Source organism: Mycobacterium timonense, from assembly GCF_025821985.1.
GTDB classification, from domain to species: domain Bacteria; phylum Actinomycetota; class Actinomycetes; order Mycobacteriales; family Mycobacteriaceae; genus Mycobacterium; species Mycobacterium avium.
Genome location: NZ_JACKSY010000066.1, coordinates 66,775 through 88,226, shown reverse-complemented (window position 1 = coordinate 88,226; position 21,452 = coordinate 66,775). Strand labels below are relative to the sequence as shown.

Here is a 21,452-nt window from a genome sequence, read left to right as displayed (position 1 = left end):
GAGTTAGGGCGACCACCACGGCCGCAGCGGCAGGTCGTCGTCGCCGCGCGCGTCGACGTTGGCCGCCAGCACATGATGCAGCTGAAGGTTGTTCTGCTCGAAGGCAACTCGCGAGGCCGCCATGTACAGACCCCACACCTTCGCGGTCGGCAACCCGACCTCGTCGACGGCGGCGTCCCAGTGCTCGACCAGATTGCGGCACCAGTCGCGCAGCGTCATCGCGTAGTGGTGCCGGAAGTTCTCGCCGTGCAGCACCTCGAAGCCGACGTCCTGGATCGCGCAGGTGATGCGGCCCGACCCGGTCAGCTCGCCGTCCGGGAACACGTAGCGATCGGTGAACCCGCCGGCGAACGACGTCGAGGTGTTGTCGTGCCGGGTGATGCAGTGGTTGAGCAGCAGACCGCCGGTGCGCAGCTTGCTCTTCAGGAACCCGAAGTAGGCGGGGTAGTTCTTGACGCCGATGTGCTCGGTCAACCCGATCGAGGACACCGCGTCGAAACCGGTTTCCGCGACGTCGCGGTAGTCGGAGTGGCGCACCTGCGCCAGGTCGCCGAGCCCCTCGTCGTCGATGCGGCGCTGCGCCCACTTCGCCTGCTCGGCCGACAGGGTGGCGCCGATCGCCCGCACCCCGCGGCGCGCCGCGTAGCGCACCATGCCGCCCCAGCCGCAGCCGACGTCGAGCAGCCGGTCGCCCGGGGCCAACCGCAACTTGTCGAAGATCAGCCGGTACTTGTTCTCCTGCGCCTCTTCCAGCGTCGCGTCGGGGTGCGGGTACACCGCGCAGGTGTAGGTCATCGACGGGCCCAGCACCAATTCGTAGAACCGGTTGGAGACGTCGTAGTGGTGGTGGATGGCCTCGGCGTCGCGGGCCTTGGTGTGCATCAGCCCGTCGGCGATCCGGCGCCACCGGGGGCGCGTCTCCTGCGGCGGCGGGGCCACCGGCAACAACCGCTCGAACCCGATCGAGCGGACGACGTTGGCCAGCACCCGGGCCGGCGGCCGCTTGAACTGCACCCGATCGGTGAGCGTCTTGAGCAGCCGGTACGGATCACCCGGATGCACGCCGTAGGCCTGCAGGTCGCCGGCCACGTAGGCGCGGGCCAGGCCGAGCTCGCCCGGCGCCGTCGCCAGATACGTGGCCCCGCGCGGACTGCGCAGATCCAGGCCCAGCTCGGCGTCTTCGCTGCCGGCGGTGCTGCCGTCGTACGCGGTGAACTTCAGCGGGTGGCGGCCGGTCGCGGCGAAGACCTCCAGAATCTCGGCCATGCTGAGCTTGCCGGTCCGCGACCGGTGCGGTTGTTTGGTGGTCGTCATCGCCGTTGTACCGCCTTCGCGTAGAGGTCGAGTAAACGAGAATCGGGGTCGTAGGTCTTCTTGACGGTGTTGTACGCCTCGCCGCCGTAGAGCTCGTCGAACTCCTCGCGGGTGTAGAAGGAGTCGGAGTACAGCGACTTGTGCCCGTCCAGCTCGCTCACCTTGGCTTCGATCAGCCGGTTGGTGGCGCCCTCGGTCGCACCGGCGGGCACCGACGACCAGAAGCCGACGTTGACATAGGTGTGATCCGGGCGCATCGGGTACAGCGGCCAGCCGTCGTGGTCGCGTAACCGCAAGGGGCACAACCAGATCGGGGTGATCGGCACCGTTTCGAGGAACCACTCCAGGAATTCGAGGGTCCGTTCCACCGGCAGTTCGACGTCCTGCACCACCCGCTCGCGGGGTGGACGGCCGTTGCGGGCCTCGATGCGGTCCGAGATGCGCAAGCGCCGGTCCAGCGAGACCAGCTTGGAGTAGACGCTGCTGCGCCGATAGCGGCGCGGCCACCAGCGCCGCACCCGCGGGTTCTGCACGCCGAACGCACGCGAGCACCAGAACCAGTCGGTGTCCCAGCGCCAGAAGTAGTCGTGCATGGTCAGCCGGTCGTCCTTGGTGGGCTCGTCGCCCGGGGAGTCGTGCCGGATCGACTGGTAGTAGATGTGTTGCCCGGTGTAGTCGCTGACCGGGCCGGGGGTGGTGGTCCGCCGGCCCACGCACAGGTAGCTCTCGTCGGCGCTGAACACCACGCCGTCGAGATAGTCCACCGGCGTGCCGGCGTGGCCGCCGGTGTCGATGATGCGTTCGGCCGCCGCGATCAGGTCAGCCAGCGCGTGAAACCTGATGTGGCGCAAGGTCACAAACGGCGCGACCGGCTCCAGCTCGATCCGCAGCCGGGTCGAATACCCAAGCGTGCCATAGGAATTCGGGAAGGCGCGGAACAGGTCGGCGTGCTGGGTGCGCGACGCGGTGAGCAATTCGCCGGCGCCGGTGAGGATGTCCATCTCCAGCACCGACTCGTGCGGCAGACCGTTGCGGAACGACGCCGATTCGATGCCCAGGCCGCTGACCGCGCCGCCGAGGGTGATCGTCTTGAGCTGGGGCACCACCAGCGGCGACAGCCCGTACGGCAGGGTCGCGGCCACCAGGTCCTCGTAGGTGCACATGCCCGCCACGTCGGCGGTGCGGGTCTCCGGATCCACCCCCAGCACCCCGGTCAGCCCGGAGGTGTCCAGTCCGGGCGCGTCGCGTTTGGTGCGGGCGCGGAACAGGTTTGACGACGGCTTGGCCAGCCGGACGGCCGACGTTGCCGGGATGGACCGATAACTTTCCAGCAACCGGTCGACGCCGGCCTGGTGGGCCGAGAGTGCGGATCCAAGGACTGGCACCAGATATACCCTAGTCTTCGACAACAGCCCGTGCACCCGTCGTGAGCGGCGGTATCGGGGAAACCATCAGCAGGAGGGGCCGCCGTGGGACAGGTGAGCGCAGACAGCACCATCTTGATCAACGCCGACCCGGCGGCAACCCTTGCCGCCGTCGCGGACTACCAGACCGTCCGCCCGAAAATCCTCTCCCCGCAATACAGCGACTACCAGGTGCTGCAGGGCGGGCAGGGGGCCGGCACGGTCGCCAAGTGGAAGCTGCAAGCCACCAAGTCGCGGGTCCGCGACGTGCAGGTCGACGTCGACGTGGCCGGGCACACCGTGATCGAGAAGGACGCCAATTCGTCCATGGTGACCAACTGGACGGTGGCACCGGCCGGGCCCGGCTCCAGCGTCACCGTCAAGACCACCTGGACCGGCGCCGGCGGCGTCAAGGGCTTCTTCGAGAAAACCTTTGCGCCGTTGGGGCTGAAGAAGATTCAGGGCGAGGTGCTGGCCAACCTGAAGAGGGAGCTGGAGAGCTAGCGGGCCTGGCCCTGGGAGCCCAGGAAGCCCGCGACGCCGCGGACCATCGCGTCGGCGTACTTCTGCCGGCCCTCGGCCGACTCCATCAGCGCCGAATCCGCGGGGTTCTTCATGTTGCCACACTCGACCAGGATCGACGGGTACTGCGCCAGGTTCAGGCCGGTCAGGTCCGAGCGCCCGTACAGCCCGTTCTGGCCGATGTAGTTGGCCGGCGGGATGCCCGAGGCCTGCATCTGGTCGCGCATGATCCGGGCGTATTGCACCGACGGCCCGGCCTGCACCTGGTTGAGCGGCGGGGCCGAATAGTTGACGTGGAAGCCGCGGCCCGACGGCGGTCCGCCATCGGCGTGGATGGACAGAATCGCGTTGGGGTGCAACGCGTTGGCCATGTTGGCGCGCTCATCGACGCAGGGGCCCAGCCCGGTGTCGTTGGCCCGGGCCAGGGCCGTGCGCACCCCCAGCGCGGTCAGCTCGGCGCGCACCCGAAGCGCGGTGTCCCAGGTGAAGGTGTGCTCCTGGTAGCCGGTGTTGGTCGCCGTCCCACTGGCCTGACAGTCCTTGGTGCCGCCGCGCCCGGTGGGCACCTGGCGGTTGATGGACGCGTCGTTGGAGCCGTTGTGGCCCGGGTCGATGAACACCACCATGCCGGCGATGTTGGACGGCACCCCCCACGCGGCCGGGGCCGCGGTCGGAATGATCGCCGTCGACGCAGCAACCAGCGCACCGACCGCCACTTTGATCCCGACACGTCTGCTCAGTCGTAGGTCCACGGCGCCAAGGTAACGTCGCGCGGTCTACGCTGGGTGTTCCGAATCGCCGGAGACTCACGAGCGAAACCAAGTCGAGACCAAGACGCGAGGGGACTGTCATGCAACCCGGACCCGGAGGCGATATGTCCGCGCTGCTGGCCCAGGCGCAGCAGATGCAGCAAAAGCTCATGGAGGCCCAGCAGCAACTGGCCAACGCCGAGGTGCACGGTCAGGCCGGCGGGGGTCTGGTCAAGGTCGTCGTCAAGGGCAGCGGCGAGGTGGTCGCGGTCAAGATCGATCCCTCCGTCGTCGACCCGTCGGACGTCGAGACCCTGCAGGACCTGGTCGTCGGCGCCATGGCCGACGCGTCCAAGCAGGTCACCCGGATGGCCCAGGAGCGGCTCGGGTCCCTGGCCGGCGGGTTCGGCGCGCCGCCCGGGCAGCCTCCGGCGCCGGCGCCGGGCGTTTAGCGTCCGGGTAGATTCCAGGGCCGACATGTTTGAGGGACCCGTCCAGGACCTGATCGACGAGCTGGGCAAGCTGCCGGGTATCGGGCCCAAAAGCGCCCAGCGCATCGCCTTTCATCTGCTGTCGGTCGAACCGCCCGACATCGACCGGCTGACCGCGGTGCTGGCCAGGGTCCGCGACGGGGTGCGGTTCTGCGCGGTGTGCGGCAACGTCTCCGACGACGAGCGCTGCCGGATTTGCTCCGACCCCCGCCGCGACGCGTCGGTGGTGTGCGTGGTCGAGGAGCCCAAAGACGTGCAGGCCGTCGAGCGCACCCGCGAATTCCGCGGCCGCTACCACGTTTTGGGCGGTGCGCTCGATCCGCTGTCCGGGGTGGGCCCCGATCAGCTGCGGATCCGCGAGCTGCTCAGCCGGATCGGGGAGCGGGTCGACGACGTCGACATCACCGAGGTGATCATCGCCACCGACCCGAACACCGAGGGCGAGGCGACGGCCACCTACCTGGTGCGGATGCTGCGCGACATTCCCGGCCTGACCGTGACCCGCATCGCCTCCGGGCTGCCGATGGGCGGCGATCTGGAGTTCGCCGACGAGTTGACGCTGGGCCGCGCGCTGGCCGGCCGCCGCGCCATGGTCTGAGGGTTTTCGGCCGCTCAGCGGGCGGCCAGCCGCTCCCGGCGCAGCAACTCCACCTCGGGCATCTGCAGCTCGGGCAGCCCGCCGACCACCTTGCCCAGCAGCAGGTCGGCCAGCTGCGGGTTGCGGGCCAGGCACGGCCCGTGCATGTAGGTGGCGACCACCGACCCCTGCACCACCCCGTCGAAACCGTCTCCGGCGCGGTTGCCCGCACCCTTGACCACCGCGCCCAGGGGAGCGGCGGCGGGGCCCAAAACCGTTCCGCCCCTGTGGTTTTCGAAACCGGTCAACGGCTCGGTCAAGCCGGCCAGCAGCGGCTTGGTGACCAGCTCGCCGATGTGGCGGGCGTCCTGCGGGGAGGTCGTCGCGTCCAGCATGCCCACGCCGTCGACCCGCTCCCCGGCCGACGTCTCATACCAGTGCCCGAGCACCTGGACGGCCGCGCAGATCGCCAGCACCGGCGCGCCGCGTTCGGCGGCGCGCTGCAGGCCCGGGTAGCGCAGCAGATGCCGGGTGGCCAGCCGCTGCGCGTAGTCCTCGGCCCCGCCCAGCGTGTAGAGGTCCAACGACTCGGGCACCGGGTCGGCCAGCGTGAGCTCGACGATCTCCGCGTCGATGCCGCGCAGCCGCAGTCGCTGCCGCAGCACCAGCGCGTTGCCTCCGTCGCCGTAGGTGCCCATCACGTCGGGCAGCACCAGCCCGATCCGCACGACCGAATCAGCCATGGCGCGCCAACGCTCGTTGCAGCGCCAGGAACGCGGTGTAGTTGGCGACGACCTCCACCCGCCCGGGCGGGCAGGACTCGATGGCGGCGACGGTGTCGTGCACCAGGGTGTGCTCGACACCCGCGTACCCGAGCCGCACCGCCAGGTCGGTGCCGCGCTCCCCGGCGGCCACCACCGGGGTGGTCTGGAACGCGTCGTTGAAGTGCTCGAAGCGCACGTCCCACAGCCAGGACAGGTCCTCGCCGTCGGGTACCCGGCCGTTGACCGAGATGACCACCCCGTCGGCGTGCGGGTCCACCATCGACAGCGCTTCCTGCCAGCCCGCCGGATTCTTGGCCAGCAGCATGCGGACGTCGTGCCCGCCGACCCGCACCGTGCGATACCGGCCGGCGACCTCATCGACCGTCGACACGGCCGTCACCGCCGCCGCCGGATCGGCGCCCAACGCGACCGCGGCCGCCACGGCCTGGGCGGCGTTGCCCCGGTTCACCGCGCCCGGTAGCGCCAACCGCATCGGCAGCGCCACACCGCCGGGGCCGTACAGGTTGCCGCCGTCCTGTGGGTCGAACCACCAGTGCGGGCTGGGCCGCTTGAAGTCGGCGCCGGTGGAATACCAATGCCCCTGCTCGCGGACGATCACCTCGCCGCTGCGCGGGCAGCTCACCGAATCGTTCGCCCAGGAGCCGCCGGCGGCCACCCACACCACGTGGGGGCTGTCGTAGGCCGCCGAGGTCATCAGCACGTCGTCGCAGTTGGCCACGACGACCGCGTCCGGGTGCCGGGCCAGGCCGGCGCGCAGGGTCCGCTCGATGACGTTGATCTCGCCGACCCGGTCCAGCTGGTCGCGGGACAGGTTGAGCAGCACGACGACGCCCGGGCGGACGGCGTCGGACACGTGCGGCACGTGCATCTCGTCGACCTCCAGGGCGGCCAGCCGGGCGCCGCGGTTGGCGGCCAGCGCCGCGACCAGGCCGGCGTCCATGTTGGCGCCCTCGGCGTTGGTGGCCACCGATCCCATGGTGGCCAGCGCGGCGGCGGTCATCCGGGTGGTCGTCGACTTGCCGTTGGTGCCGGTGACGACGACGGTGCGCCGGCCGGTGGCCAGTTGCCGCAGCACGGAGCGGTCCAGCGTCATCGCGACCAGCCCGCCGATCATGGCGCCGGCGCCGCGGCCGGTCACCCGGGACGCCCAGCGCGCGCTCGCCCCCGCGGCCAGGGCCAGGCGGGCACGGGTGGTCAGCACCCGGAGAGTTTAAGGGCGATCGCAAGCGCGGCGCTTGTCGCCGGGCGCAGCGGGTCGCCCTCATCGGGTTCCGTGCGATCGCAAGCGCGGCGTTGTCGCCGGGCGCAGCGGGTCGCCCTCATCGAGTTCGGCGCGATCGCAAGCGCGGCGCTTGTCGCCGGGCGCAGCGGGTCGCCCGGATCGATTCGAACGCCGACACGGCGCCGTGTGACACCGGTGATGTCGGTCGCCCGTGCCATCCTCAGTGCATGAGCGCGGTGTGCTGGGGTCGTCCGGCCAGCGAGCCGGACGCGGGATGGGCCGTCATCGACGTCGAGACCTCGGGCTTTCGCCCGGGTCAGGCTCGCATCATCAGCCTTGCGGTGCTCGGGCTGGACGCCGGCGGCAAGGTCGAGCAGTCGGTGGTGAGCCTGCTCAACCCGGGCGTGGATCCGGGCCCCACCCATGTGCACGGCCTGACCGCCGCCATGCTGGAAGACCAGCCGCAGTTCGCCGACATCGCGGGCGATGTGGTCGAGGTGCTGCGCGGCCGCACCCTGGTCGCCCACAACGTGGCCTTCGACTACGCCTTCCTCGCCGCCGAGGCCGAACTCGCCGGCATCGAACTTCCCGTCGACACCGTGATGTGCACGGTCGAGCTGGCCCGGCGGCTGGACCTGGGCATCGACAACCTGCGGCTGGAGACGCTGGCGGCGCACTGGGGCGTGACCCAGCAGCGGCCGCACGACGCCTTCGACGACGCCATGGTGCTGACCGGCGTGCTGGCCTCGGCGCTGCAGCGGGCCCGGGAACGCGACATCTGGCTGCCGGTGCATCCGGTGACCCGGCGCCGCTGGCCCAACGGCCGGGTCACCCACGACGAGCTGCGCCCGCTGAAGGTGCTGGCCTCTCGGATGCCCTGCCCCTATCTCAACCCGGGCCCCTACGTGGGCGGCCGGCCACTCGTCCAGGGCATGCGCGTCGCACTGGCCGCCGAGGTCGAGCGCACGCACGAGGAACTCGTCGAGCGGATCCTGCACGCCGGGCTGGCCTACAGCGACACCGTGGACCGGGAGACCTCGCTGGTGGTGTGCAACGACCCCGCCGCCGAGCACGGCAAAGGCTATCTGGCCCGGCAATTGGGGGTGCCGGTGATCTCCGACGCGCAGTTTTTGGACTGCGTTCGCGCCGTCATCGGCGGCACCAGCATGGACGAGTTCACCGACGCCACGCCCGATCCGCAGCTGGCGCTGTTCTGATCAGGCGCGGGCGGCGCGGTTGACCGCCGACACCACCGCGCGCAACGAGGCGGTGGTGATGGACGGGGCGATGCCGACACCCCACACCGTCCGTCCGTTGACCGACGCCTCCACATACGCGGCGGCCTGCGCGTCGTCGCCCGAACTCATGGCGTGCTCGGAGTAGTCCAGCACCGCCACGTCGAACCCGACCCCGGCGAGCGCGTGCACGAACGCGGCTAGCGGGCCGTTGCCGGTCCCGTTGATCTCGGTCTGCTCCCCGTTGATCTTGACCGTCGCGGAGATGCTGGTGACGCCGCTGTCCTCGTCGGAGGCGTCGACGCGCTGCTTGACCCGCTCCAGCGGCCACACCGGGGCCAGGTACTCCTCGAAGAACGCGTCCCACATCTCCTTGGGGCTGACCTCGCCGCCCTCGCCCTCGCTGATCTTCTGGATCACCTGGGAGAACTCGATCTGCAGCCGGCGCGGCAGGGCCAGGCCGTGATCGGCCTTCATGATGTAGGCCACCCCGCCCTTGCCGGACTGCGAGTTCACCCGGATCACCGCCTCGTAGGTGCGCCCGACGTCCTTGGGGTCGATCGGCAGATACGGCACCTGCCAGAGCATGTCCTCGACGTCGGTGTCGGCGGCGTCGGCGTCGATCTTCATCTGGTCCAGGCCCTTGTTGATGGCGTCCTGGTGGCTGCCGGAGAACGCGGTGTAGACCAGGTCGCCGCCGTAGGGGTGCCGCTCGTGCACCGGCAGCTGATTGCAGTACTCCACCGTGCGGCGGATCTCGTCGATGTTGGAGAAGTCGATCTGTGGGTCCACGCCGCGGGAGAACAGGTTCAGACCCAGCGTCACCAGGCACACGTTGCCGGTGCGTTCGCCGTTGCCGAACAGGCAGCCCTCGATCCGGTCGGCGCCGGCCGCATAGCCCAATTCCGCTGCGGCGACGGCGGTTCCGCGGTCGTTGTGCGGGTGCAGGCTCAGGATGACGGAGTCGCGGCGGGCCAGATTGCGGCTCATCCACTCGATGGAGTCGGCGTACACGTTGGGGGTGGCCATCTCCACCGTGGCGGGCAGGTTGAAGATGATCGGGTTTTCCGGTGTGGGCCTTATGATTTCGCCGACCGCGTCGCACACATGCTTGGCGTACTCCAGTTCGGTTCCGGTGTAGGACTCCGGCGAGTACTCGAACCGCCACCGCGTCTCGGGGTACTTGGCGGCCTCCTCGACGCACTTGCGGGCGCCGGCCACGGCGATCTCCTGCACCGCGGCCCGGTCGGCGCGAAATACCACGCGCCGCTGCAGGATTGACGTCGAGTTGTAGAAGTGCACGATGGCCTGCGGCGCGCCCTGGCACGCGGCGAAGGTGCGCTCGATCAGTTCCGGCCGGCACTGGGTCAGCACCTGAATGGTGACGTCGTCGGGAATGGCGCCCTCGGTGATGATCTCGCGGACGAAGTCGAAGTCGGTCTGGCTGGCCGACGGGAAGCCGACCTCGATCTCCTTGTAGCCCATGCGGACCAGCAGGTCGAACATGCGGCGCTTGCGGGCCGGGCTCATCGGGTCGATCAGCGCCTGGTTGCCGTCGCGCAGGTCCACCGCGCACCACAGCGGGGCACGGTCGATGACCTTGTCGGGCCAGGTGCGGTCGGGCAGCCGGATGGGCTCGACCTCCTCGGCGAACGGCCGGTACCGGTTGACCGGCATCGAGGAGCCGCGCTGGGGGTTCCAGGCCGGCTGTCCGGGGCCGGGCGGGCCGGCGGGTTTGACGATGCTGCGGGACGAGCTGAAGGCGTCGGGATGGGAAGTCACGGTGATTGCTCCGGGGATATCAGAAGGAACCTCAGACCGGCGCATCGCGAACACCCGCGACGGGAAGCCGGTCTGGAATCAGACCCCGTCGCGGCGTCCGAGGAGGAGCACCCGCTGCACGTCGGCAACTTTACCGCGATTGGCGCCGTGGCGAAAATGCCGCCGGGACCGCGGCGCCCGCGCAGGCCGGGCCACCCGGTATCGCGACGTAAATCACCATGCGGGGGCACGTATTCTGTTGTGGACTTATTCCCGAAATACCAGTGCGCAGGCCCGGAGAGGCAGGAAAAAGGTGGCGCTCGTCGTGCAGAAGTACGGCGGATCCTCGGTGGCCAACGCCGATCGGATCCGGCGCGTGGCCGAGCGCATCGTCGCCACCAAGAAGCAGGGCAACGACGTGGTGGTCGTCGTCTCCGCGATGGGTGACACCACCGACGACCTGATGGACCTGGCCCAGCAGGTGTGTCCGGCCCCGCCGCCGCGCGAACTGGACATGCTGCTGACCGCCGGCGAGCGGATCTCCAACGCGCTGGTGGCGATGGCGATCGAGTCGCTGGGCGCCCAGGCGCGTTCGTTCACCGGCTCGCAGGCCGGGGTGATCACCACCGGCACGCACGGCAACGCCAAGATCATCGACGTCACGCCGGGACGGCTGCAGGCCGCGCTGGACGAGGGCCGGATCGTGCTGGTGGCCGGGTTCCAGGGCGTCAGCCAGGACACCCGCGACGTCACCACGCTGGGCCGCGGCGGCTCGGACACCACGGCCGTCGCCCTGGCCGCGGCGCTGGGCGCCGACGTCTGCGAGATCTACACCGACGTCGACGGCATCTTCTCCGCGGACCCCAGGATCGTGCACAACGCCCGCAAGCTGGACACGGTGACCTTCGAGGAGATGCTCGAGATGGCGGCTTGCGGCGCCAAGGTCTTGATGCTGCGCTGCGTGGAATATGCCCGCCGCTACAACATTCCGGTGCATGTCCGATCCTCGTACTCGGACAAGGAAGGCACCGTCGTCGTCGGATCGATCAAGGACAAGCCCATGGAAGACCCCATCCTGACCGGAGTCGCGCACGACCGCAGCGAGGCCAAGGTGACCGTCGTCGGCATCCCCGACATTCCCGGCTACGCGGCGCGGGTGTTCCGGGCCGTCGCCGACGCCGACGTCAACATCGACATGGTGCTGCAGAACGTCTCCAAGGTCGAGGACGGCAAGACCGACATCACCTTCACCTGCTCGCGCGAGGCCGGGCCCACCGCGGTGGCCAAGCTGGACGCGCTGAAGGACGAGATCGGGTTCACCCAGTTGCTCTACGACGACCACATCGGCAAGGTGTCGCTGATCGGGGCCGGCATGCGCAGCCACCCGGGCGTCACCGCCACCTTCTGTGAGGCGCTGGCGCAGGTGGGCGTCAACATCGAGCTGATCTCCACCTCCGAGATCCGGATCTCGGTGCTGTGCCGCGACACGGAACTGGACAAGGCCGTGGTGGCGTTGCACGAGGCGTTCGGGCTCGGCGGCGCGGAGACCGCCACGGTGTATGCGGGGACGGGCAGATAGATGGTTGCTATTGGAGTTGTTGGCGCCACCGGCCAGGTCGGCCAGGTGATGCGCCGGTTGCTCGACGAGCGCGACTTCCCGGCGACCTCGGTGCGGTTCTTCGCGTCGTCGCGCTCGCAGGGCCGCAAGCTGGAATTCCGGGGCGCCGAGATCGAGGTCGAGGACGCCGCGACGGCCGACCCGACCGGTCTGGACATCGCGCTGTTCTCCGCCGGCAAGACGATGTCGCTGGTGCAGGCGCCGCGGTTCGCCGCGGCCGGGGTGACGGTGATCGACAACTCGTCGGCGTGGCGCAAGGACCCCGACGTGCCGCTGGTGGTGTCCGAGGTGAACTTCGAGAGGGACGCGCACCGTCGCCCCAAGGGCATCATCGCCAACCCGAACTGCACCACCATGGCCGCCATGCCGGTGCTCAAGGTGCTGCACGACGAGGCCGGGCTGCAACGCCTGGTGGTGTCCAGCTACCAGGCGGTGTCCGGCAGCGGGATCGCCGGGGTCGAGGAGCTGGCCACCCAGGCGCGCGCGGTCATCGACGGCGCCGAGCAGCTGGTGCACGACGGGCGCGCGGTGTCGTTCCCGGCGCCCCAGACCTACGTCGCGCCGATCGCCTTCAACGTGGTGCCGCTGGCCGGGTCGCTGGTCGACGACGGCTCCGGCGAGACCGACGAGGACCAGAAGCTGCGGCACGAGAGCCGCAAGATCCTGGGCATCCCCGACCTGGCGGTCAGCGGGACCTGCGTGCGGGTGCCGGTGTTCACCGGGCACTCGCTGTCGATCAACGCCGAATTCGCCCGGCCGCTGTCCCCGGAGCGGGCCCGTGAGCTGCTCGACGGCGCGCCCGGGGTCAAGGTGGTCGACGTGCCGACCCCGCTGGCGGCTGCCGGGGTCGACGAATCCCTGGTCGGCCGGATCCGGCGCGACCCGGGGGTGCCCGACGGGCGCGGCCTGGCCCTGTTCATCTCCGGTGACAACCTGCGCAAGGGCGCGGCGCTGAACACCATCCAGATCGCCGAGCTGCTGGCCGCTCAGTTGTGAGGCGCGGGTGAGCGCCGCGCACACTCGACTGGTCGCGCGGTGTTCGCTTGCATTGACTTTGCTTGCGCCGCAATGGTTTACCGCGGCGCGCGCCGACCCGCCGGCGCCCGAACCGGAACCCATCGTGGGCCCGCTGGCGCCGGGCCAGGTGCTGCGCATCGGCCCCACCGCCGGAACCGGCACTCCCACAGGCGATTACGGGATCGGCGCCACCGACCTGTGTGAGTTCGTGGAATTTCCCACCGAACTGCTGCAGGTGTGCGGCGACAGCTTCGCGGGCCAGGGCGTCGGATTCGGCGGCTGGTATGCGCCGGTGGCCCTGCGCGTCGACACCGCGTCCGTCGACGACCCGGCCGGGGTGCGCTACACCGGCGTCACCGGGATCAGCAATCCGCTGCTGGCCGACCCCGCCCCGCCTGGCGCCTCGCAGCTGCCCGCCGGGGTGGTGCAGATCAACCGGCGCAACTACCTGATGGTGACGACCACGAAAAACCTTGAGCCGCAAAGCTCCCGGCTGGTGACCGCCGAACCGGTGCGGGCGGGCTGGCAGACGATCCCGGGGTCCACGCGGCCCGCCTCGTATCAGGGCGGCTCGCAGACCCAGATCAGCGGCTATTACGACCCGATACCCACCGAGGAATCGCCGAGCGGCTGGGTGTACATCGTGGCCGACAGTTTCACCCGCCGGGATCCGGTCGTGCTGTATCGGGTGACCCCGCAGGCCTTCACCGACCGGTCCCGGTGGCAGGGCTGGGCGGCCGGACCGCAAGGCGGGTGGGGCAAGCCGCCGACCCCGCTGTGGCCGGACGCGGTGGGCGAGATGTGCATCCGGCAGATCGACGGCAAGGCCGTGCTGAGTTATTTCAATGCCACCACGGGCAACATGGAGGTCCGCGTCGCCGACGACCCGAGGATGCTGGGTGACGCGCCGGTCACCACGGTGGTGCAGCACGACGAGTGGCCCGAGCCGGCGGAAAGCCTGCCGCCGCCCTACGACAACCGGCTCGCGCAGCCCTACGGCGGCTACATCTCGCCCGGCTCCACGCTCGACGAGCTGCGGATCTTCGTGAGCCAGTGGGACACCCGCGCGCGCGTGGCCGCTCCCTACCGGGTCATCCAGTTCGCGGTGAACCCGTTCAAGCCGGGGCAACCTTGAAATTCGCACCCTAGTTTTCAAGGTTGAAGCCCTAACCTCGAAATCTCGGGGGTCGGCGATATGCCTTGTTGAGCAGGGGCTTTGGTTCACAGCTGCTACATAACCGGCGCATAGCCGCAGCTATTGTTAACGCCTTCATCATTTGTCTCATGAGTGAAACATCTGAAACCCCCACTGTGCGGACCTCCACCGCCACTGCACCGGCGCCCGCTGCCGCGGCGCCATACCGGGCCCCGCGGGTCTTCCAAGTCGCCGCGTGGGTCGCCATCGTCGCCGGCATCGTGTTCATCGTCGCGGTGATCTTCTTCACCGGCTTCATCCTCGGCCACCGCGGCGGCCATCACGGCCACCACCACCACAAGCACCACGCGATGATGCATCACCGCGGCCCCGGCGGCCCGGGTGGTCCCGGCAGCTTCGGCGGCCCGGGCGGACCCGGCGGCCAGGGCGGCCAGACCGGTCCGGGCACGTCCACCGCGCCGGCCACGCCGTCGCCGGTGCGCCCCAGCGGCCTGGCCCCGAACCAGCTGCCGGCGTCGGTCTTCCACTCCGCGGCGACGTCGCACGGCGCGCTGGGGCAGGCCCCGAGCGTCATCGTCCTGACCAACTGAAACCCGATACCCAACCCGTGGCCCGGCGCTCCGTGCGAGCGCCGGGCCACCCGTTCGTCGGGGTAACCGCCGCGTCTCGATTCGCAACAATTTGCCGCGGGGCCCTGTTGGGTGCCTGGCGCGCGCGGCAATATGGCATGGCATGAGCGAGACACCCGAACCGCAAGCTGAGCCGACCACTCCCGAGCCGACCCCAGCCGCCGCCGTCCCACCGCCCCCGCCGCCACCCGAGCGGGTGAAGCCGCCGCGGCTCTACATGGCGGCGGCCTGGGTGGTGATCGTCGCGGGCATCGTGTTCATCATCTCGTCGGTGTTCTTCGTCGGCGCCTTCATCTGGAAGCACAGCTATTACCACTGCCACCATCACCACGGCGTCTTTCATCCGGGCGGCCCCGGACCGGGCAACGGGCCCTGGCAGTACGGCGGTCCGGGACCGGGCAACGGGCCCTGGCCCGGCGGTCCCGGCGGTTCCGGGGCGTGGTACGGCGGCCCGGGTGGACCCGACAATGGGCCCTGGTCCGGCGGGCCGGGATTGATCGTCCCGATGCCCCCCGGCGGCCCGGGTGGCCCCGGCGGCCCGGTCTCCGGCCCGGGCGTCAGCGGCCCCGGGCAGCCGTCGCCGGTCAGCCCCGCTCCCAGCACGCCCGCGCCGCGCCCTTAAGCCGCTCCCTCAAGACGTGCCCTTGAGCCGGGTCCTCAAGGCCGGGGGCGCCTGGCATGATCGCTGCATGACCATGCGGATCACGCGGGTTTGCCGGGCGGTGTTGTTCGTCGGCGTCGCGGCCGCGGGCGCGGTCGCGCTTCCGGTCGCGGCCGCCCACCCGTCGGAGCCCGGCGTGGTGAACTACGCCGTGCTGGGCAAGGGGTCGGTCGGCAACATCGTCGGCGGGCCCATGGGGTGGGAGTCGGTGTTCACCCAGCCCGGGCAGGGCGACTGGGTGGACCTGCCGGAGTGCAACAACTGGGCCGACATCGGCTTGCCCGAGGTGTTCAACGACCCCGACCTGGCGTCGTTCAACGGGGCCGTCACCCAGACCTCGGCGACCGACCAGACGCATCTGGTCAAACAGGCGGTCGGGGTGTTCGCCACCAACGACGCCGCGGACCGCGCCTTTCATCGGGTGGTGGATCGAACGGTGGGCTGTTCGGGTCAGACCACCGCGATCCACCTGGACAACGGCAGCACCCAGGTGTGGTCGTTCGACGGCGGCCCGGCCGGTCCCGCCGACGAGAACTGGACCAAGCAGGAAGCCGGCACCGATCGCCGGTGCTTCAATCAGACCAGGCTGCGTGAAAACGTGGTGCTGCAGGCGAAAGTGTGCCAGTCCGGCAATGCCGGGCCCGCGGTGAACGTGCTGGCCGGGGCCATGCAAAACGCGCTGGGTCAATAGTCGACGGATCGGGTACCCGTCGTTTCCGTGCGCCCTCGACGCCGCGCCGCGAAGGCGAGCCGAAGGCGCGCGAGGGGAATATGTCGGGGGCGTCTGATAGATGAAGCACTAGACGAAGTGGTGCCGGTTATCGTTCGATTAGCTGCGCAGGGAAGCGGTCCGCAGGTGCATGTTCAGGCTTGGTCGGGCCCGAAGGGATCGTGATATGACGTTCGCCCCGAGCACTGCGGCGGCTTCGCGGCCGGCCGGTGGCGACCCGGCGGCCGAGCTGAGGATCGCCGAGCTGACCGACTCCGCGGCCGTCGCGCACTACATCGCCCGGGGCTGTCTGGCGGACGCTCCGCTGGGCCGGGTGGGTCTGGAAGTCGAAGCCCACTGCCACGACCCGCAGGACCCGTGCCGCCGGCCGGGCTGGGACGAGATCGCCGCGGTGCTCGACGCGCTGCCCGCGCTGCCCGGCGGCAGCCGGGTCACGGTGGAGCCGGGCGGGGCCGTCGAGCTGTCCGGCCCGCCGGCCGACGGCGTGCTGGCGGCCATCGACGCCATGCGCCGCGACCAGGCCGTGCTGCGGCCCGCGTTCGCCGAGGCCGGGCTGGGTCTGGTGTTTTTGGGCGCCGACCCGCTGCGGCCGCCCCAGCGGATCAACCCCGGCGCGCGCTACCGCGCCATGGAACGGTTCTTCGCCACCAGCCGCTCCGGCGAGGCGGGTGCGGCGATGATGACATCCACGGCGTCGATTCAGGTCAACGTGGACGCCGGGCCGCGGGAAGGCTGGGCGGCGCGGGTTCGGCTGGCACATGCCTTGGGCCCCACCATGATTGCGATGGCCGCCAACTCGCCGATGCTGGACGGCGATTTCACCGGCTGGGTGTCCAGCCGGCAGCGGGTGTGGGGGCGGATGGACTCGGCGCGCTGCGGCCCCATCCTGGGCGCCAGCGGCGACGACCCGGGCACCGACTGGGCGCGCTACGCGCTCAAGGCCCCGGTGATGTTGGTGCACACCCCGGACGCCGAGGCGGTCACGCGCTGGGTGCCGTTCGCCGACTGGGTGGACGGGCGGGTGCTGCTGGGCGGCCGCCGGCCCACTGTCGCCGACCTGGAGTACCACCTGACCACGCTGTTCCCGCCGGTGCGCCCGCGGCAGTGGCTGGAGATCCGCTACCTGGACAGCGTGCCGGACACCCTGTGGCCCGCCGTGGTGTTCACCCTGGTCGCGCTGCTCGACGACCCGGTCGCCGCCGGCCTGGCGGCCCGGGCCGTGGAACCGGTGGCCACCGCCTGGGACGTCGCGGCCCGGGTGGGGCTGCGGGACCGACGGCTGTACGCGGCGGCCAACGCCTGCCTGGCGATCGCCGCCGAGCGGGCGCCGGCCGAACTCGCCGAGCCGATGCGGCGGCTGGTCCGCCTCGTCGAACAGGGCCGGTGTCCCGGCGACGACTTCGCCGACCAGGTCATCGAGCACGGCATCGCGGCGTCGGTTTCCCGGGCCGCGCGCGGCCCGCAAGGGGGGCCGTGACGTCACCGGAGGCGATCGCCGACCAGCTGGCGCGGACGCGGGCGCGGACGCTGCGGCTGGTCGACTTCGACGACGACGAGCTGCGCCGGCAGTACGACCCGTTGATGAGCCCGCTGGTATGGGATCTCGCGCACATCGGCCAGCAGGAGGAGCTGTGGCTGTTGCGGGGCGGCGACCCCGCCCGGCCCGGGATGTTGCCGCCGGCCGTCGAGGGCCTCTATGACGCGTTCGTGCACTCCCGCGCCAGCCGGGTCGACCTGCCGCTGCTGTCGCCGGAGCAGGCCCGCGCCTACTGCCGCACGGTGCGCGCGGCGGTGCTCGACACCCTGGATGCGTTGCCCGACGACCCCGACGCCGCCTTCGTGTACGCGATGGTGGTCAGCCACGAGAACCAGCACGACGAAACCATGCTGCAGGCGCTGAACCTGCGCAGCGGCGCGCCGCTGCTGCGCGACACGTCGGTGCTGCCGGCCGGCCGTCCCGAACTGGCCGGCACCTCGGTGCTGGTGCCCGGCGGCGAGTTCGTCCTCGGGGTGGACGCCGCCGACGAACCCGAGTCACTGGACAACGAACGCCCGGCGCACGTGCTCGACCTGCCCGCGTTCCGGATCGGCACGGTTCCGGTGACCAACGGCGAATGGCAGCAGTTCATCGCCGACGGTGGCTACGACGAGCCGCGCTGGTGGTCGCGGCGCGGCTGGCAGCACCGCCAGGCCGCCGGGCTGACCGCGCCCCAGTTCTGGCACCCCGACGCGCGCACCCGCACCCGGTTCGGCCATGTCGAAGACATCCCCGCCGACGAACCGGTGCAGCACGTCAGCTTTTTCGAGGCCGAAGCGTACGCGGCCTGGGCCGGTGCCCGGCTGCCCACCGAAATGGAGTGGGAGAAGGCCTGCGCGTGGGATCCGTCCACCGGCACCCGGCGCCGCTACCCGTGGGGAGCGACGCCGCCGTCGCCGGCCGTGGCGAACCTGGGCGGCGCCGCGCTGCGCCCCGCCCCCGTCGGCGCCTACCCGGCCGGCGCCTCGGCGTGCGGGGCCGAACAGATGCTCGGCGACGTGTGGGAGTGGACGACGTCCCCGCTGCGGCCCTGGCCGGGCTTCGCGCCGATGCTCTACGAACGCTATTCGCAGCCGTTCTTTGATGGCGACTACCGGGTGCTGCGCGGCGGCTCGTGGGCGGTGGAGCCGGGCATCCTGCGGCCCAGCTTCCGCAACTGGGATCACCCGTACCGGCGCCAGATCTTCGCCGGTGTCCGGCTGGCCTGGGACGTGCCCGGCGCGCGGGACCACCGCTGATGTGCCGGCATCTGGGATGGCTGGGGGCCGACGCCACGGTCTCCTCGCTGATGCTCGAGCCGCCGTTCGGGCTGCGGGTGCAGTCCTACGCGCCGCGCCGGCAGAAACACGGCCTGCTCAACGCCGACGGTTGGGGCGCAGGGTTTTTCGACGGGGAGGTGCCGCGCCGCTGGCGCAGCCCGGCGCCGCTGTGGGGTGACGTGTCCTTCGAGTCCGTCGCGCCGGCGCTGCACAGCCACTGCGTGGTGGCCGCGGTGCGCTCGGCGACGGCGGGCATGCCGATCGAGATCAGCGCCACCGCACCGTTCACCGACGGCCGGTGGCTGCTGTCGCACAACGGGGTGGTCGACCGGTCCGTGCTGCCGGTGACCTCGCGGGCCGAATCCGTTTGCGACAGCGCGATATTGGCAGCGGTCATCTTCGAGCGGGGCCTGGACGCACTCGGCGAGGTGATCGCCGAGATCGGCGCGGCCGATCCGGCGGCCCGGCTTAACATACTGGCCGCCAACGGTTCTCGACTGCTGGCCACGGCCTGGGGGGACACCCTGTCCATCCTGCGCCGCGCCGACGGCGTGGTGGTGGCCAGTGAACCCTACGACGACGACTCCGACTGGGAGGACGTGCCGGACCGCCACCTGGTCGATGTCACGGCCGACGGTGTCACGCTGACACCGCTGGATCATCCGAAGGGATTTTGATGACGCTGTCGCTGTCCAACCACCTCGCCGCCGACTCGGCCCACCACGCGTTGCGCCGCGACGTGCTCGACGGGCTGCGGCGTACACCGAAGTCGTTGCCGCCCAAGTGGTTCTACGATTCGGTGGGAAGTGACCTGTTCGACCAGATCACCCGGCTGCCGGAATACTATCCGACCCGCGCCGAGGCCGAGATCCTGCGCGCGCAGGCGCCCGGCATCGCCTCGGCCAGCGAGGCCGACACCCTGGTCGAATTGGGCAGCGGCACCTCGGAGAAGACCCGGGTGCTGCTCGACGCGCTGCGCGAGCGGGGCGCGCTGCGCAGGTACGTCCCGTTCGACGTCGACGCCGGCATCCTGTCGGCATCCGCCGCCGCCATCCAGCGCGAATACGCCGGCATCGAAATCCAGGCCGTCTGCGGCGATTTCGAGGAGCACCTGACCGAGATCCCCGAAGGCGGGCGACGGCTGTTCGTGTTTCTGGGCTCGACGATCGGCAACCTGACGCCCGGGCCGCGCGCGCAGTTCCTGGCCGCGCTGTCGGCCCAGATGCGGCCCGGCGACAGCCTGTTGCTGGGCACCGACCTGGTCAAGGACACCGAGCGGCTGGTGCGCGCCTACGACGACGCCGCCGGGGTGACGGCGGCGTTCAACCGCAACGTGCTCGCGGTGATAAACCGGGAACTGGACGCGGATTTCGACGTCCACGCCTTCGAACACGTGGCCCGCTGGAACGTGGACGAGGAACGCATCGAGATGTGGCTGCACGCGACCGTGCGCCAGCGGGTGCGGGTCGGAGCACTCGGGCTGACGGTGGACTTCCGGGCGGGTGAGGAGATGCTCACCGAGGTGTCGTGCAAGTTCCGCCCGGAGCGGGTGAGCGCCGAGCTGGCCGCCGCCGGATTGCGTCGCACCCGTTGGTGGACCGACGGCGCGGACGACTTCGGGTTGTCGTTGGCCGTCAAGTGAGCGGCGGCACCCCGCTGGCCGACACGTGGCGGTCGGCCCGGCCGCCGGCGGCGGGTCTGCACCTCGACAGCGCGGCCTGTTCCCGGCAGAGCTTCGCGGTGATCGAGGCCACCGCCCAGCACGCCCGCAACGAGGCCGAGCTCGGCGGCTACGTGGCCGCCGAGGCGGCCGCACCGGTGCTCGACGCCGGGCGGTTCGCATTCACCGCGCTGACCGGCATGACCGACGCCGAGGCGGTGTTCACCACCGGCTCGCTGCACGCCCTGGACCTGCTGCTGGGAAGCTGGCCGGCCGAGCGCCGCACCCTGGCCTGCCTGCCCGGCGAGTACGGCCCCAACCTGGCCGTGATGGCCGCCCACGGATTCGACCGTTGGCTGCTGCCGACCCTAGCCGACGGCCGGGTGGCGCTGGACGACGCGGCGCTGGCCCTGCAGACCGACCCGCCGGACCTGGTCCACCTGACCACGATTGGCAGCCACAGCGGTGTGGTGCAACCGGTTTCGATGATCGCCCGGCTCTGCCGGGAGCTGGGGCTGCCGCTGGTCGTCGACGCCGCGCAGGCGCTGGGTCAGGTGGACTGCACGGCCGGCGCCGACGTGACCTACTCGTCGTCGCGGAAGTGGATCGCCGGGCCGCGCGGAGTCGGGATGCTCGCGGTGCGCCGGGAGCTGATGGAAAACCTGCACCCGAGGCTGGCGGCGCCGGACTGGGCGCCGGGCTCCACGGTGGCTCAGCAACTCGAGTTCGGTGAGGCCAATGTCGCTGCGCGAGTGGGGTTTTCGCTGGCGCTGGGCGAATACCTGGGGTACGGGCCGGCCGCCGTCTGCGCGCGCCTGGCCGAGCTGGGCGGCCTGAGCCGCGGTGTGCTGACCGACGTGACCGGCTGGGCGGTCGTCGAAGAGGCCGAAGAGCCCAGTGCCATCACCACTTTGGCGCCCACCGACGGCGCAGACCCGCGGGCGGTGCGGGACTGGTTGCTCGCCGAGCGGCGGATCCTGACCACCTTCGTCGGCGTGCAGCGGGCGCCGTTGCGGCTCACCGCGCCGGTGTTGCGGATCTCGCCGCACCTGGACACCACCGCCGAGGACCTGGAGACCTTCGCCGAAGCGCTCATCGCCGCGACGGCGGCGACCTCGGCCTGAGG

General features: G+C 70.8%; 21 protein-coding genes. 15 read left to right on the top strand and 6 right to left on the bottom strand.

Features of this window, described 5'->3' with window-relative positions; genetic code table 11:
- Positions 1–3: 3 nt before the first annotated feature.
- Both H7I87_RS17030 and H7I87_RS17025 read right to left on the bottom strand, forming a co-directional pair.
- On the bottom strand, positions 4–1,314 hold the full coding sequence (locus H7I87_RS17030; RefSeq protein WP_003873371.1) for a class I SAM-dependent methyltransferase: 1,311 nt from the start codon (positions 1,312–1,314) through the stop codon (positions 4–6).
- Positions 1,311–2,702, bottom strand: a complete 1,392-nt coding sequence (locus tag H7I87_RS17025) for an FAD-binding oxidoreductase (protein WP_179143966.1) — start codon at positions 2,700–2,702, stop codon at positions 1,311–1,313. Before H7I87_RS17025 ends, H7I87_RS17030 begins: the two co-directional genes overlap by 4 nt.
- An 81-nt stretch (positions 2,703–2,783) precedes the next feature.
- On the opposite strand from H7I87_RS17025, the gene H7I87_RS17020 reads away from it, so the two are divergent.
- On the top strand, positions 2,784–3,221 hold the full coding sequence (locus H7I87_RS17020) for an SRPBCC family protein (RefSeq protein WP_009974602.1): 438 nt from the start codon (positions 2,784–2,786) through the stop codon (positions 3,219–3,221).
- On the opposite strand, the gene H7I87_RS17015 is transcribed toward H7I87_RS17020, so the two are convergent.
- Positions 3,218–3,991, bottom strand: coding sequence for an Rv3717 family N-acetylmuramoyl-L-alanine amidase (locus H7I87_RS17015; protein ID WP_010948820.1), 774 nt, complete (start codon positions 3,989–3,991; stop codon positions 3,218–3,220). The two genes, H7I87_RS17020 and H7I87_RS17015, sit on opposite strands and share 4 nt — an antisense overlap.
- A gap of 98 nt (positions 3,992–4,089) precedes the next feature.
- Here H7I87_RS17015 and H7I87_RS17010 point away from each other — a divergent pair, with 98 nt between their 5' ends.
- On the top strand, positions 4,090–4,440 hold the full coding sequence (locus tag H7I87_RS17010; protein WP_010948819.1) for a YbaB/EbfC family nucleoid-associated protein: 351 nt from the start codon (positions 4,090–4,092) through the stop codon (positions 4,438–4,440).
- Between the two features lie 25 nt (positions 4,441–4,465).
- On the top strand, positions 4,466–5,077 hold the full coding sequence (gene recR / locus H7I87_RS17005) for a recombination mediator RecR (protein WP_003873365.1): 612 nt from the start codon (positions 4,466–4,468) through the stop codon (positions 5,075–5,077).
- Positions 5,078–5,091: 14 nt separating this feature from the next.
- Here recR and H7I87_RS17000 read toward each other — a convergent pair whose 3' ends face one another.
- Both H7I87_RS17000 and H7I87_RS16995 read right to left on the bottom strand, forming a co-directional pair.
- Positions 5,092–5,799: a type 1 glutamine amidotransferase gene (locus H7I87_RS17000; protein ID WP_009974605.1), complete on the bottom strand. Its 708-nt coding sequence runs from the start codon at positions 5,797–5,799 to the stop codon at positions 5,092–5,094.
- Complete coding sequence (locus H7I87_RS16995) at positions 5,792–7,042, bottom strand: Mur ligase family protein (RefSeq protein ID WP_024636889.1); 1,251 nt, start codon at positions 7,040–7,042, stop codon at positions 5,792–5,794. The genes H7I87_RS17000 and H7I87_RS16995 overlap by 8 nt, the downstream gene beginning before the upstream one ends.
- A gap of 248 nt (positions 7,043–7,290) precedes the next feature.
- Here H7I87_RS16995 and H7I87_RS16990 point away from each other — a divergent pair, with 248 nt between their 5' ends.
- On the top strand, positions 7,291–8,280 hold the full coding sequence (locus tag H7I87_RS16990) for a DEDDh family exonuclease (RefSeq protein WP_003877008.1): 990 nt from the start codon (positions 7,291–7,293) through the stop codon (positions 8,278–8,280).
- On the opposite strand, the gene leuA is transcribed toward H7I87_RS16990, so the two are convergent.
- Complete coding sequence (gene leuA, locus H7I87_RS16985; protein ID WP_276016163.1) at positions 8,281–10,125, bottom strand: 2-isopropylmalate synthase; 1,845 nt, start codon at positions 10,123–10,125, stop codon at positions 8,281–8,283.
- Positions 10,126–10,372: 247 nt separating this feature from the next.
- On the opposite strand from leuA, the gene H7I87_RS16980 reads away from it, so the two are divergent.
- The 11 genes from H7I87_RS16980 to egtE all read left to right on the top strand — a co-directional run bounded on the left by H7I87_RS16980 (position 10,373) and on the right by egtE (position 21,450).
- On the top strand, positions 10,373–11,638 hold the full coding sequence (locus H7I87_RS16980) for an aspartate kinase (RefSeq protein ID WP_003877007.1): 1,266 nt from the start codon (positions 10,373–10,375) through the stop codon (positions 11,636–11,638).
- A complete protein-coding gene (locus H7I87_RS16975) occupies positions 11,639–12,673 on the top strand; it encodes an aspartate-semialdehyde dehydrogenase (RefSeq protein WP_003877006.1) in 1,035 nt (344 codons plus the stop codon).
- 7 nt (positions 12,674–12,680) lie between these two features.
- Entirely contained in the window at positions 12,681–13,829 is a 1,149-nt protein-coding gene (locus tag H7I87_RS16970; protein WP_003873357.1) for a DUF4185 domain-containing protein, read from the top strand.
- 176 nt (positions 13,830–14,005) lie between these two features.
- The gene (locus H7I87_RS16965) at positions 14,006–14,440 is read left to right on the top strand and encodes a hypothetical protein (protein WP_009974611.1); all 435 of its coding nucleotides are present in this window, start codon (positions 14,006–14,008) and stop codon (positions 14,438–14,440) included.
- A 142-nt stretch (positions 14,441–14,582) separates the two neighbouring features.
- Complete coding sequence (locus H7I87_RS16960) at positions 14,583–15,101, top strand: hypothetical protein (RefSeq protein ID WP_031348163.1); 519 nt, start codon at positions 14,583–14,585, stop codon at positions 15,099–15,101.
- A gap of 67 nt (positions 15,102–15,168) precedes the next feature.
- On the top strand, positions 15,169–15,831 hold the full coding sequence (locus H7I87_RS16955) for a sensor domain-containing protein (protein WP_011723531.1): 663 nt from the start codon (positions 15,169–15,171) through the stop codon (positions 15,829–15,831).
- Positions 15,832–16,036: 205 nt separating this feature from the next.
- A complete protein-coding gene (egtA, locus tag H7I87_RS16950; RefSeq protein ID WP_023862009.1) occupies positions 16,037–17,347 on the top strand; it encodes an ergothioneine biosynthesis glutamate--cysteine ligase EgtA in 1,311 nt (436 codons plus the stop codon).
- Positions 17,344–18,645, top strand: coding sequence for an ergothioneine biosynthesis protein EgtB (gene egtB / locus H7I87_RS16945; RefSeq protein WP_023862008.1), 1,302 nt, complete (start codon positions 17,344–17,346; stop codon positions 18,643–18,645). The genes egtA and egtB overlap by 4 nt, the downstream gene beginning before the upstream one ends.
- Entirely contained in the window at positions 18,645–19,343 is a 699-nt protein-coding gene (gene egtC, locus H7I87_RS16940; protein WP_011723534.1) for an ergothioneine biosynthesis protein EgtC, read from the top strand. Before egtB ends, egtC begins: the two co-directional genes overlap by 1 nt.
- Positions 19,343–20,308 carry an L-histidine N(alpha)-methyltransferase gene (gene egtD, locus H7I87_RS16935; RefSeq protein ID WP_031348162.1) on the top strand — a complete coding sequence of 322 codons (966 nt, stop codon included), beginning with the start codon at positions 19,343–19,345 and terminating at the stop codon, positions 20,306–20,308. Before egtC ends, egtD begins: the two co-directional genes overlap by 1 nt.
- Positions 20,305–21,450, top strand: coding sequence for an ergothioneine biosynthesis PLP-dependent enzyme EgtE (gene egtE / locus H7I87_RS16930; protein WP_023862006.1), 1,146 nt, complete (start codon positions 20,305–20,307; stop codon positions 21,448–21,450). Before egtD ends, egtE begins: the two co-directional genes overlap by 4 nt.
- The last annotated feature ends 2 nt before the right edge of the window (positions 21,451–21,452 follow it).